Genomic DNA, 13,297 nt, shown 5'->3' on the forward strand with positions numbered 1-13,297 from the left:
TCGATCAAGCCTGGTTAAGCGTCAGCAACACCGGTTGCGTCAGGCTGGCGTTGCGATCGGTCTCGACCGCGGCGCTCAGCAGCGCCAGGTTCTGCAGGCAGGTGGGCTTGTCGCTGAGCAACTGGCTGAGCAGCGCCGTGGTCAGGGCCAGCGAGTCGGCATTGGCGAATGTCCTGCTGCTCGCGTGATAACCTGCTGCGCCATCGGTCGCTAGAAGCGGCAGATAACCGCGCGCCAGGTTCAGCAACGGCGTCACGTTCAGGACCTGGCCGTGCGTCGTTTCCGAGCGGGTTTCTTGCGCATAACTCACATCGGCGGTATCCGCCGCACCGTGAAACATCTCATGAATCAAGTCGTCGGCCACCACGTGCTGATTGAATCCGCTGTGGATGAAATGCCGATTGAAGTTGCGCGAATAAACCTCGATGAACGGTGTGTCGGATCCACCTCGAGCGCCTTTCCACAGGGTGTACGCGGCTTTGTTGAAGGCAGCGAGGTGATCGGTGTCCTTGAACGGGTCGAGGAGAAAGTTGCTGATCGACGCCCCGGCGAAATCGGTGCGCACGGTCTTCAGGTATTTCAACATCCGGTCCAGGGCATCCACCGGATCGGAGCCCATCAGCGCCCGGAGAATGACCGCGCGCTCGCGGGCGAAATCATGCTCGGTCAGGGCCTGGATTGCGTTGTCGATTTTTTGCCGGGCCAGCGGCAGACTCTGCTCGATGAAGTGTCGGGTGTAGCTGGCGGGCAAGGTCTTGAACGGCCGGACAAACCGCCCCGGCGCCTGGTAGCTGAAGTCACCGAGCGGCTGCCCCCAGGGTTTGCCGCGCCGATCCAGGGCATACCAGCGAAACTCCTCGCGCGCGGCCAGCACCGAGCGCGCTTCACCCGTCGCCCCGGTCGGCCGCCAGTGGCCCTGGCCAATCGTTGCGGTCGCCGAGGCACTGATGACGTTCTGCGTGGCCTGGCCGGCCCGGGTCTTGCCCAGCTGGATTTTCGCCAGTGCCAGCAGTTGTTGGGTTTCCTTGCTCAAGCGCAGGCCGCCCTTGTGTAGCAGTTTGCCCAGACCGGACAGCACCGCCGGAACATCGTCCAAGGGGTTGAACAAGGCGATGCTGGTGCCCACCATCAGTTTCGCCAGGCGGGCACTTTTCGAGCCCAGCGATACGGCCTTGGCGGAAATGCTCGCCGCCTTGGTCGCGGCACCGGCGAACGCGCCCACCAGGGCAATGCTGTCCATCGCGCAGCCGTACACACCATCGACGATGCGGTTGTGCTCGCCGCTCGCCAGGTCTTCGACACACTTCTTGAACGGCACCGCCAGATCGAGCAGATACGTCGCCGTGCGCTCACCCTGCTCGCGCTCCCGCTCCAGCGCGGTCGGCTTGCTGGCGATTGCCTGCAGTTCATCCAGGCTGATCAGCGGATGCGTCTTGACGATGAACTCGACCAGGCGCAGCAGCTGCGGATCGGAGAAGTTGCGGTAGACGCTCTGCGCCAGCCGGGTAAAAGCCTGCGGCGCCGCCAGCACGGCGAGCTTGTCGATGATCGCCAGGCTGCTGGCGCTGGACTGCGTATCGCCAACGCCTTCGGTGTAGCAGCGCAGATCGAGTGGCACGCGCTCCTTGGTGGCCGGCGTGAGGTGCGCCTTGAGGTCACCCTTGAACTCGGCCCGGGAGGCACCGCGCAGCTTGCCGCTGTCGACGAGGAACTTGCCGAGCGCAGGGTTCGGCCGGATCTCGCCACGCAGGCGGAACAGCTCGTAGCACGTGACCCGCTCGCGCGCGGTGAAACACAGGATCAGACCGTAGCGCCCGGTCGCGGCATCGCGACCTTGCTGGCTCTCGACCTGTTCTTCGCGCACCAGCGGACCGCCAATCGGCGTGATGCGGGTGAAGGCCGCCGAATCGCGCACGCTGAACAGGCTGATCTCGCTTTGCAGCAACGCTTCCAGGTCGGAAATCGGCAATTGCGCGAGCGCCAGTTGCAGTTGAATCAGCATGGCCTGGTCAAGTGTCTGCAGATGCGCACGCAGTTGGCGCTGGAACTCGATGTTGTTGGCGGGCAGCTCTGCCAGTCGCGGGAAGCGGCTAAAGAGGCTCGTCACTGGCGCTTGTGCGGGTTTCGGCCTGCCGGACACCGCACCGAGCAGATCGGTGGCTGGCTGGGTCGGATGCACGCCGCGCAGATCCCAGGCACCGCCGGTCAAATCACCGGACATGTGCAGATCGAGTATCGACATGGCCGTTGGCGAGGCATACAGCCCTGGCCGCTGAAACAGCAGCGGCGCTTCGAGGAAGTCGCAATCCGGCGCCGCTTGTTGCAGGGCCTGGCGGGCAATCGCCTGGCGATCCGGCAGTGGCGCGGCAAAGGCGTGGGTGATCCGGGCGAAGTCTTCGGCGTAACCCTGATAGGCGGCCACCGCGCGCTCGGTCGCGGCTTTCTTGTCCTGCTGCAACGTCTGCGGGGTGATGACTGCGTTGAGGATCGCCCAGTCCACCAGCGGCTCGATCAGGGCCAGCGCCTGCAACTGCTCCTGCGCCGGGCTGACCGGTTCCAGTGCGGCATAGGCCATGACCTGGGCGTGAGTCATCACGCAGGCAGCGCCCTTGCTGACCGCTTCCACCAGTGCGACGCCACGGCTGAAGGCAACCCAGCCGGGCGAGCCGAGCAGCGCGGTGTTCGGCACTTGCCTGACGACAAACTCCGGCGCGATCTCGGCCAGCAACAGGTGCGCCGCCAGGGGCGCCGCGGCTGCCGAGACCCACTGATTGCTGAGCAAGTGGCCGTGCAGCGCTTCGAGGGCAATAAACGCCGGGCGTTCGACGAATGACGGCTCGTACAACTGGAAACTGCCGACGCTTTTGCGCCCGTTGGCTTTGCCGATGAAGGGGTTGAGATCGAGCAGTATCGCCGTCAGCAACACCTGCCCCAGGTCCTCTGCGGACAGCGTCTGCCCGGGCTCGGCGCCGTACCAGTTGAGCAGCTCGATGTATTTGCGGGCATAGCCCTGGGCGACAGGCTGACGAATCAGTTGGCCGATCAGTTGCGCCGCGTTGTCATGCGTGGCCGCTGGCAGCTTGCTCTGCTCGTACAGCACATCGAGCAATCGCTTTTTTGCCGGCACCAGTTGCGCCGTGACCTGGCGCACCGATTGCTGTTGCGCGGCGGTCAATACAACTTGCGAAGGTTGCTCTGCAACTAGTTGCGCCCAATAGGCTGTCAGCGGTTCGACCGCGGGTATTTCAAAGTCGAAAAAGTCGATCAGGCTTTTAACTTGCGCGAGGTTTTTCGGCACATCCAGATCATGGAATCGCAACCACTGGTCAATCCCGACAAAGTCCTCGTATTGAATATATCCGCCACATTGTTGGGCAATATCGGCCAACCGTGAAAGTTGCTCCGGAAAACCGGTAATACGATGGAATGTGTTCGGCCCGGCAATCACTTTCCAGTCCAGCGTCGAGCGTTCCAGCACAGCGATTTCGCCGGCGCCCGTGACCCGCACGTAATCGAGGGACTGCGGTTTTTGATCGCGGATCGTTTCAATCAGCAGCGTGTGCCTGAGCATCCGGTTCCACATGACACGGCCCGGCATGTAGACCTCATGCAGCGAAGAGCCGGCCTTCAGGGCCAGTTCATAACCCTGCCAGCTGATGTCGCCCTGCTCGTCCTGTTCATCCAGCACGTCCTTCAATTGCTGGAGAACCAGCACCCGTTCCTGTGCATCCGCCAGGTCGCGAACCTGCTGATCCTGGAGCGCTGCCATGGCGCGCTGACGAACTTTACCTGCAACTTCAATACTCATAAAACCACCTTGAATTAAATACCGCCGAATCATTCAGCGCGGCGCAAGATTACTTGGCAGCGCAGAACTTTCCAGGGTTAATTCATGAGTGGAATTTACCAGTAACTGGAAACAAAATCGGTTGTAACGCCAGACACTAATCCATTAACCCCCAGCCTCCGGAAGTTTCATCAGGCGCACTGGCGGATTCTCTCTGCAACTTGAGTGACAACTTCAGATTATTCAACGAGTCGGCATTCTTCAGTGCTTCTTCTTCGCTGATGACGCCTTCTCTGACCAGGGCATACAACGCCTGGTCGAACGTCTGCATCCCCAACTGGACGGACTTTTCCATGATGCCCTTGAGTTCGCCCAGTTCATTGCGCCGGATCAGGTCGCCAATGGTCGGCGAGCCGAGCATCACCTCCACAGCCGCCCGCCGCTGGCCATCGAGGGTGCGCACCAGGCGCTGCGACACGAACGCCTTGAGGTTGTTGCCCAGCGCATGCAGCAACTGCGGCCGGCGTTCTTCGGGAAACAAATTGACGATGCGTTCCAGCGCCTGGTTGGCGTTGTGCGCATGCAGCGTGGACAGCACCAGGTGCCCGGTGTCGGCGAAGTTCAGCGCGTGTTCCATGGTTTCGCGGTCACGGATTTCGCCGATCAGCACCACGTCGGGCGCCTGGCGCAGGGTGTTTTTCAGCGCGGCGTGGAAACTGCGGGTGTCGACACCGACTTCACGCTGATTGATGATCGAGCGCTTGTGCCGATGGATGTACTCGACCGGGTCCTCGATGGTGATGATGTGCCCGGGGCTGTGGCGATTGCGATGATCGATCAGCGCGGCCAGCGAGGTAGACTTGCCGGAGTCCGTGGCGCCGACGAACAGGATCAGGCCCTGTTTGAGCATCACCGTCTCCAGCAGCACCGGGGGCAGCTTGAGATCTTCGAAACGTGGAATGTCGAGCTTGACGTTGCGAATCACCATCGACACATCGTTGCGCTGCTTGAAGATATTAAGCCGGAAACGTCCGATGCCAGTGCGCGAGATGGCCAGGTTCATTTCCAGATCGCGGTCGAACTCTCGCCGCTGCTCGGCGTCCATCAGGGAGTTGGCGATGGCCGCCACTTCGCCGGGTTTGAACGGCCGCTCGCTCAATGCCGTCAGCACGCCGTCGATGCGCGCACTGGGCGGCGCACCGGTGGAGAGGAACAGATCGGAACCGTGCTGACTGGACAGGCGGATCAGTAACGCGTCGATTTCCATGGCAAAAAGCACCCACGAGGTTTTCAATGAACGAATTGGCCCGGTGCGGTGACGCAACGGGCCATATAGCGTCTACCGCTTGGTAACCATAGTAGACGCCGCCTCACCGACCGATTTTCAGGATGGACGTGATGAACGCTGTACCGACCAACGATGACGCCCAGGCATTGATCGCCCGCACCGACTGGAGCCGCACTCCACTGGGCGCCGCCGGCACCTGGCCGCAGAGCCTGCGCACCGCGGTGGACATCGTGATTCACTCGCCAATGCCGATGCTGTTGCTGTGGGGGCCGCACCTGACGCAGATCTACAACAACGGCTTTGCGTTGCTTGCCGGCAGCAAGCATCCACACGCTTTCGGACAGCCCGCGCACCAGATCTGGCCGGAACTTCGCGACTTTACCGACCCGATCTACAGCGCCGTCCTGCAAGGCCAGGTGCGCACCTACAGCGAACGGCGCTTCACCCTGCACCGCGACGGCCAGGATTCCGACTTCTGGCTCGACCTGACCTACAGCCCGATTCGCGATGAGCGCGCGCAGGTCGCCGGGATTCTGGTGACGGCGATCGAAACCAACGAACGCCGGCGCATTGCCCTCGAACTCAAGCAACGCTCGGAAGACAGCCTCAAGGCCCAGCACAAATCCGAAGAACGCCTGCAACTGGCGCTGGCCGCCACCGACGCGGTCGGCACCTGGGATTGGGACATCGGCGAAGACCACTTCATCGCCGATGCGCATTTCGCCCAGTTGCATGGCGTCGACCCGACGCTGGCCGACCAATTGCCGATAAGCGAATACCTGCAAGGCGTGCATCCGGAAGACCGCGCATTTGTCGCTCGCAGCATCCGTCATTGCATCACCGAGGGCACCGAGTACGCCGAGGAATACCGCCTGTTGCAGCCTGACGGACAACTGCGCTGGGTGTTCGCCCGTGGCCGCTGCTACAAGGACCATCATGGCCGGCCGATGCGTTTTCTCGGCGCCGCCCTCGACCTGACCGAGCGCAAACACACCGAACAGGCGTTGCGCCAGAGCCAGACCGAGCTGCAACTGATCATCAACGCCATGCCGATCCTGATCAGCTATGTCGACCATGAAGAACGCTTTCGCCTGAACAACGCCGCTTACCTCGACTGGTATGGCCTGACGCCGCAAGAGCTGTACGGCCGCACCATCCGCGAAGTGCTTGGCGAAGAAGGCTACTTCCTGCGCGCGCCGTACATCGCCGAGGCTCTGGCGGGCCGCGCCTGCTCATTCAACCTATACACGCCGCACCGCGACGGCAGCATCCGCCATGCGCTGATGAACTACGTGCCACGCCTCGGCCCGGACGGCGGGGTGAACGGTTTCTACATCTTCGTGATCGACGAAACCGAACGCAAAAAGACCGAGGAAGCCCTGCGCAACCTCAACGAAACCCTCGAGGAACGGGTCAGTGCCCGCACCGAACAACTGGCCCAGGCCAACCAGCGATTGCAGAACGAAATGTTCGAACGTGAGCGCGCCGAGGACGCCCTGCGGCACGCGCAAAAAATGGAAGCGGTCGGCCAGCTCACCGGCGGCATCGCCCATGACTTCAACAACATGCTCACCGGGATCATCGGCAGCCTCGACCTGATGCAGCGCTACATCGCCAATGGCCGTACCGACGAGATCGGTCGGTTTACCGAGGCAGCGGTGTCTTCGGCCAATCGCGCGGCGGCGCTGACGCACCGGTTGCTGGCGTTCTCGCGGCGCCAGTCGCTGGACCGCAAGACCCTCAACGTCAACGAACTGATCCAGTCGCTGGAAGACCTGATCCGCCGCACCAAGGGCGATCCGATCGAGCTCACCCTGCGTCTGGCCGACGAACTGTGGCCGGTCAGCACCGACGTCAGCCAACTGGAAAACGCCCTGCTGAACCTGGTGATCAACGCCCGCGACGCCATGCCGGACGGCGGCGAACTGCTGATCGAAAGCGCCAACGTCTACCTCGACGGCAACGACATCACCACGCTGGAGCCAGTCAAGGCCGGCGATTACGTGATGCTCGCGGTCAGCGACAACGGCACCGGCATGACGCCCTCGGTGCGTTCCAAGGCGTTCGACCCGTTCTTCACCACCAAGCCGATTGGCCAGGGCACGGGCCTGGGGCTGTCGATGATCTATGGTTTCGCCCAGCAGTCCGGCGGGCACGTCAGCCTCGACAGCCTGCCCGGCCAGGGCACCTGCGTGCGCCTGTACCTGCCACGCCTGCATGCGCTGGAGAGCCCGGCCGACGCCGAGGAACCGCTGAACGAGGCACCTGCCGTCGCCTGCGGGGAAACCGTGGTGGTGGTCGAGGACGATCCGGCCGTGCGCATGCTGGTCCTCGATCTGCTCAAGGAACTGGGCTACAGCGCCCATGAAGCCGCGGACGCGAAAAGCGCCCTGCCCCTGCTCGAGTCAGACATGCGGGTCGACCTGCTGGTGACCGATGTCGGCCTGCCGGGCATGAACGGCCGGCAACTGGCGGAGATCGCCCGGCAGAACCGGCCGGGCCTCAAAGTGCTGTTCATGACCGGTTACGCGCAGAAGGCCGCCGAGCGCCAGGGCTTTCTCGAGGACGGCATGGACATGGTTGCCAAACCGTTTTCCATCGAGCTGCTGGCCAGCAAGATCCGCACGATGATCAGCCAAACACCGTGACTTGAGGCATAATCCGCGCCCCCGCCGTCACCCCGCTACAGGTATTGCACGATGAAAGCCCAAGCCCGCCACATTCTGGTGAAAACCGCCGAAGAGGCCGAACAGCTCAAACAACGCATCGCCAAGGGCGAAGCGTTCGACGTGCTGGCGAAGAAATTCTCCACCTGCCCGTCCGGCAAACGCGGTGGCGATCTGGGCGAAGTGCGCCCGGGGCAGATGGTCGGTGCGATTGACGCGGTGATCTTCAAGAAGCCGCTGCGCACGGTGCATGGGCCGATCAAAAGCAAGTTCGGCTATCACCTGGTGCAGGTGTTTTTTCGCGATTGACTGCCTGGCCTTCGGGCCTCTTCGCGAGCAGGCGCGCGCTCACAATGTCCGCGTAAGACACACAACCCGTGGCAGCGGGCTCGCCCGCGAACCGCTTGCGCAGCAATCGGCCATTCAGCGCTTACTTGGGGATCAACGCCCCCGGCACCTGAATCACCCGACTCGCCAGCAAATGCCCCGCCTGCGCCGCCTCCACCGGGCTCCCTCCCAGCAACCGCCTGGCCAGATACGCCGCACTGAACGAATCCCCCGCCGCCGTCGTATCCACGACCCTTGCAACCTTCTGCGCTGGCACCTCGAACGTCTCGCCATCACAACGGATCAGACACGCCTCGGCGCCGCGCTTGAGCACCACCTCCGGCGTACCGATTTGCGCGTACGCATCAAATACCGCCGCGCTGTCGGCAAAATGGAACAGCGCCTGTTCGTCATCCACGGTCAGCAACGCCAGGTCGATGTGCGGCAACACGCTGCGGTAGGCTGCACGCGCCTCTTCCTGTGAGGCCCACAGACGTGGCCGGTAGTTGTTGTCGAAGACGATCCGCGCATCGCGCTGGCGGGCTTCGATCAGGGTCTGGATGAGCTTCTCGCGGCCTTGCGCGCCGAGCACCGCCAGGGTAATACCGCTGAAATACAACACATCGTAATCCGCCAACGCCGCCAGGACCGGCTCCGCCGCCGGGGTGGTGAAACAGTCGCGGACCGCCGCTTCATTGCGCCAGTAGAGGAAACGCCGCTCGCCGTTGGCATCGGTCTGAATGCAGTACAGGCCCGGCAAACGACCGGGCAGACGCTGCACCCATTCCAGGCCAATGCCTTCTTCGGCCCAGCTCTGGCACATGGCGTCGCTGAAACTGTCGTCGCCGAGCGCGGTGACGTAATCGACCTGGGCCTTGTCGCCGAGGGCACGGGACAGGTACACCGCGGTGTTCAAGGTGTCGCCGCCGAAGCTTTGCTGCAGGCTGCCGTCGGCGCGCTGCTGCAGTTCGATCATGCACTCGCCGATCAGGGCGATGCGCGGGGTGTTCGGGCCCAGGGGGCTGAGGCTGGTCATCGGCTGGCGTCTCTGCTGATTCGGTGGTGGTTGATTCGGCCTCATCGCTGGCACGCCAGCGCCCACACGATCTTCACAGTTCATGAGATCCCTGTGGGAGCTGGCTTGCCGGCGATTGGCCGCAACGCGGTCTCAAGTCTTAGAAACAGGTGTCCATGGTCTCGACCACCGCCAACTGCTCATCCACCAGCAGCCCCACCCGCCATTTGTCGAAGGTCAGGCACGGGTGCGAGGTGCCGAAGGAAATGATGTCGCCGACCCGCAGCTGCACGCCCGGCGCCACGCTCATGAACGCGTGCTGATCCATCACCGCCGTCACTTTGCAGGCGCCGACATCGTCGCCCACCGCCGGCAACACGCCCGCCTTGTAACGCAGCAGCGGTACCGGCAGGCCGGCGTCGTAGGCGACGTCACGCTTGCCCAGGGCAATCACCGCGAATCCTGGCTCCGGCAACGACTGCACGTGTGCCCAGACCTCCAGCGCCGGGCGCAGGCCTTCATGCAGGTCGCTGCGCCGATCGAGCACGCAGCATTGCGCTTCCTTGTAGATGCCGTGGTCGTGAGCCACGTAGCTGCCCGGACGCAACACACTGAGGAAACGGCCACTGGCATTCTGCGCTTCGAACGACTCGGCGATCAGGTCGTACCACGCCGAGCCCGAGGCGGTGATGATCGGTTTGCCGATGGCGAAGGCGCCGCTGTCCTGCAACTGCACGGCCAGGCGCACCAGCGAATCGGCGAACGCCCGAATGCCGCTGACGGCATGATCGCCATGGATCACCCCTTCGTAACCTTCGATGCCGGTCAGGGCCAGGGCCGGTTGCGCCGCGATGGCCTTGGCCAGCGCGATGACTTCCTGCTCGCTGCGGCAGCCGCAGCGACCGCCGACCACGCCGTATTCGATCATCACGTTCAGGCGCACCCCGCGCGAGGCGAAGTAGGCGCCGAGGTCGGCGACGTTGTCCGGGTGATCGACCATGCAATAGAAATCGAATGTCGGATCGGCGAGCAGATCGGCAATCAGGGCCATGTTCGGCGTGCCCACCAACTGGTTGGCCATCAGCACCCGGCGTACGCCATGGGCATAGGCCGCGCGGGTCTGCGTGGCGCTGGCCAGGGTGATGCCCCAGGCGCCGGCGTCGAGCTGACGGCGAAACAGGGCCGGGGTCATGCTGGTCTTGCCGTGGGGCGCCAGTTCCGCGCCGCTGTCGCTGACGAACTTCTGCATCCAGTGGATGTTGTGCGCCAGCGCGTCGCGGTGCAGCACCAGCGCCGGCAGGCTGACGTCGCGCACCAGGTGCGCGCCGATGGCGGCATCACCCTTGTCCACGGCAGCGGTATTGTTGGCAGTCGTCATGGTCGAACTCCTCGGATTCGCGTCCGCTGGCGGTCGCGGTCTATTCGTTGATCCGCCGGGCGAGGCTGTTGGCGCTCTCGATCAGGACCCGGCGGTAGTCGTGGTAATTGTTCCTGGCATCGGCGCGCGGCGCGACAATGCACAGGGTGCAGATGGCCACGCCGTTCGGGTCTTTGACCGGGGCGGCGAAGCAATGGGTAAAGGTGTCGGCCACGCTGTCGAAGGAAAAAAATCCGTCGATGCCGGCCTGACGGATTTCCTTGAGAAACGTCTCCATCGGCAGGCGTTCTCCGTCCGGCAGGATGAAGTCGTCCGGATCGATCAGGTCGCTGATCTGCTGATCGCTCAAGTGCGCCAGCAGCAGGCGCCCGGAAGCGGTCCACGGAATCGGCGCGTTCTCGCCGATGTCCGAGGAAATACGAAAGTGCCGCTCGCCCTCCTTCATCAGCGCCACCGTGTATTTGCGCCCGTTGAGCAGGCACATCTGCGCGGTCTCGCGGGTCTGGCTGACGATCTCCTGCAACGCGTGGTCGGCCTCGCGACTGAGGTCGAAATGGCGCAGGTGGGCCTGGCCGAGGAAATACAATTGACGGCCGAGGTAGACGTGCCCCTCCTTGCCCACCGGCTCGAGAATGCGCCGCTCGAGCAGCGACGCGACCAGCTCGTAGACCGTCGATTTCGGGCTGCCAATGCCGTTGGCGATGTCGTTCGGACGCAACGGCTGGCCGATTTCCTTGAGGAAATCGAGGATATCGAACGCCCGGTCCAGACCGCGGGCCCGGCGTTTGATGGTGTCTTCGGTCATGTCAGTGGTTCCCATTCAAAGTGCCGGGAGTTTATCGCGAGTATTTCGTCGCTTGGTAAGTCGCTTTCGCGAACAGGCTCGCTCCCCCTGGGGATTGCAGTTCAAATGGGGCAGCGAGCCTGCTCGCGAAGAAGTCAGCACAGCTTTCAGGGCTTCTTCTTGTAGGCGATGCAATCGATCTCGACTTTGCAATCGACCATCATGCTCGCCTGCACACAGGCCCGCGCCGGGGCGTGCTCAGGCTTGAAGTACTCGCCGAAAACCTTGTTGAAGCTGCTGAAATCCCGCGGATCGTCCAGCCACACGCCGGCACGCACCACGTCTTCGAGGCCGTAACCGGCCTCTTCGAGAATCGCGATCAGGTTCTTCATGGTCTGGTGGGTCTGCTCGACAATGCCACCGACAATAATCTCGCCATCCACCGCCGGGACCTGGCCGGAGACGTGCAGCCAACCGTCCGCTTCGACGGCGCGCGCGAAGGGCCGTGGCTGGCCGCCAGCGGCGGTGCTGCCGGTGCCGTAACGAGTAATGCTCATGGATGTTTCTCCTGCTTGAAAAAGTGAAAAGTCAGAACCGCGTGCTCTTGAGAAATTCCGCCAGCCGCGGTGATTGCGGACGCTCGAACAGTTCCTTGGGCGGCCCCTGCTCTTCGATGCGTCCCTGATTCATGAAAACGATCTTGTCCGACACCTCGAAGGCGAAGCGCATTTCGTGGGTCACCAGCAACATGGTCATGCCGTCCTCGGCCAGGCCCTTGATCACGTTCAGCACTTCACCGACCAGCTCCGGGTCGAGGGCCGAAGTGACTTCGTCGAAGAGCATCAGGCTGGGGTTCATCGCAATTGCCCGGGCAATCGCCACGCGCTGCTGCTGACCGCCGGACAACTGCCCGGGAAAGTGATTGCGCCGCTCCAGCAGCCCCACCCGCTCCAGCCATTTCTCGGCGAGCGCCACAGCCTGGTCCTTGTGCATTTTCTTCACCTTGAGCAGCCCCAGGGTGACGTTCTGCAACGCAGTCAGGTGTGGAAACAGGTTGAATTGCTGGAACGCCATGCCGGTCATCGCGCGATGGCGGGCGATGACTTTTTCCGCGTGGCGCACACGCTTGCCGTTAACCTCGTCATAGCCGATGGATTCGCCGTCGAGCAGGATCTGCCCGCCCTGGAATTCCTCGAGCATGTTCACGCAGCGCAGCAGCGTGGTCTTGCCCGAACCGCTGGAGCCGATCAGCGTCACCACGTTGCCGCGCTGCATGCTCAGATCGACGCCCTTGAGCACTTCGACGGCGCCGTATTGTTTGTGCAGGCCACGGATGTCCAGCAGCGGCTGAGCGCTCTGAACGTTGGAAACTTGAGCTTGAGTCATGGCAGGGCCACCCGCTTTTCAATGTGCCGGCCGAGTAATTCGATGCCGTAGTTGATGACGAAGAACAGAAAACCGGCGAACAGGTAGAACTCCAGGGTCATGAACGTCCGGGCGATGATCTGCTGGGTGCTGAGCAGCAACTCGGCCACGCCGATCACCGAGAGCAAGGTCGAGGCCTTGACGATTTCCGTGGACGAGTTGACCCAGGTCGGCAGGATCTGCCGCAGCGCCTGGGGCAACAGCACGTAGCCCAGAGACTGGTAGAACGTCAGGCCGATGGCCTTGCTCGCTTCCATCTGCCCGCGCGGCAACGCCTGCAGGGCACCGCGCACAATCTCGGCGACGTGCGACCCGCAAAACAGCGTGAGGCCCAACGCACCGGCCTGAAACGCACTGATCTGCCAACCGAGCGCCGGCGCCATGTAGAAGCAGGCCAGCACCAGGACGAACACCGGGGTGCCGCGAATGATGTCGACGTAAAAGCGGAACGGCGCGCGCATCCAGAATCTGCCGTAGGTCAGCACCAGACCGGCGACCACACCGAGCAGCGTGCCGAACAGGATCGCCAGTGCCGACACCTGCACACTGGTCAGAAAGCCTTGCCACAACGTTTCGCGTGCAACCCACAACGCATGCAACCAACTGGGGGATTCGTACATCGCAGCC

The 13,297-nt window shown here is 63.0% G+C and carries 10 protein-coding genes; 2 read left to right on the plus strand and 8 right to left on the minus strand.

Annotated features, from left to right (window positions below; translation table 11 throughout):
- Positions 1 to 4 precede the first annotated feature (4 nt).
- Both QRN70_RS03120 and QRN70_RS03125 read right to left on the minus strand, forming a co-directional pair.
- Positions 5 to 3,808, minus strand: a complete 3,804-nt coding sequence (locus QRN70_RS03120) for a hypothetical protein (protein ID WP_285415751.1) — start codon at positions 3,806 to 3,808, stop codon at positions 5 to 7.
- A gap of 136 nt (positions 3,809 to 3,944) precedes the next feature.
- On the minus strand, positions 3,945 to 5,054 hold the full coding sequence (locus QRN70_RS03125) for a PilT/PilU family type 4a pilus ATPase (protein ID WP_285415752.1): 1,110 nt from the start codon (positions 5,052 to 5,054) through the stop codon (positions 3,945 to 3,947).
- 131 nt (positions 5,055 to 5,185) lie between these two features.
- On the opposite strand from QRN70_RS03125, the gene QRN70_RS03130 reads away from it, so the two are divergent.
- On the plus strand, positions 5,186 to 7,723 hold the full coding sequence (locus QRN70_RS03130; protein WP_285415753.1) for a PAS domain-containing hybrid sensor histidine kinase/response regulator: 2,538 nt from the start codon (positions 5,186 to 5,188) through the stop codon (positions 7,721 to 7,723).
- A gap of 51 nt (positions 7,724 to 7,774) precedes the next feature.
- On the plus strand, positions 7,775 to 8,050 hold the full coding sequence (locus QRN70_RS03135) for a peptidylprolyl isomerase (RefSeq protein WP_285415754.1): 276 nt from the start codon (positions 7,775 to 7,777) through the stop codon (positions 8,048 to 8,050).
- 121 nt (positions 8,051 to 8,171) lie between these two features.
- On the opposite strand, the gene QRN70_RS03140 is transcribed toward QRN70_RS03135, so the two are convergent.
- From QRN70_RS03140 to QRN70_RS03165, 6 genes are all read right to left on the minus strand, one after another.
- Positions 8,172 to 9,104, minus strand: coding sequence for a sugar kinase (locus QRN70_RS03140; protein ID WP_285415755.1), 933 nt, complete (start codon positions 9,102 to 9,104; stop codon positions 8,172 to 8,174).
- Between the two features lie 139 nt (positions 9,105 to 9,243).
- Complete coding sequence (locus QRN70_RS03145) at positions 9,244 to 10,461, minus strand: amino acid deaminase (protein WP_285415756.1); 1,218 nt, start codon at positions 10,459 to 10,461, stop codon at positions 9,244 to 9,246.
- Between the two features lie 40 nt (positions 10,462 to 10,501).
- A complete protein-coding gene (locus QRN70_RS03150) occupies positions 10,502 to 11,266 on the minus strand; it encodes an IclR family transcriptional regulator (RefSeq protein WP_285415757.1) in 765 nt (254 codons plus the stop codon).
- 146 nt (positions 11,267 to 11,412) lie between these two features.
- On the minus strand, positions 11,413 to 11,802 hold the full coding sequence (locus tag QRN70_RS03155; protein ID WP_003225452.1) for a RidA family protein: 390 nt from the start codon (positions 11,800 to 11,802) through the stop codon (positions 11,413 to 11,415).
- 31 nt (positions 11,803 to 11,833) lie between these two features.
- Complete coding sequence (locus tag QRN70_RS03160; RefSeq protein WP_285415758.1) at positions 11,834 to 12,631, minus strand: amino acid ABC transporter ATP-binding protein; 798 nt, start codon at positions 12,629 to 12,631, stop codon at positions 11,834 to 11,836.
- Complete coding sequence (locus QRN70_RS03165) at positions 12,628 to 13,290, minus strand: amino acid ABC transporter permease (protein ID WP_285415759.1); 663 nt, start codon at positions 13,288 to 13,290, stop codon at positions 12,628 to 12,630. Before QRN70_RS03165 ends, QRN70_RS03160 begins: the two co-directional genes overlap by 4 nt.
- Between the last annotated feature and the right edge of the window lie 7 nt (positions 13,291 to 13,297).

Origin of the sequence: Pseudomonas sp. efr-133-TYG-5 (assembly GCF_030209175.1) — a bacterium.
Taxonomy (GTDB): Bacteria; Pseudomonadota; Gammaproteobacteria; order Pseudomonadales; family Pseudomonadaceae; genus Aquipseudomonas.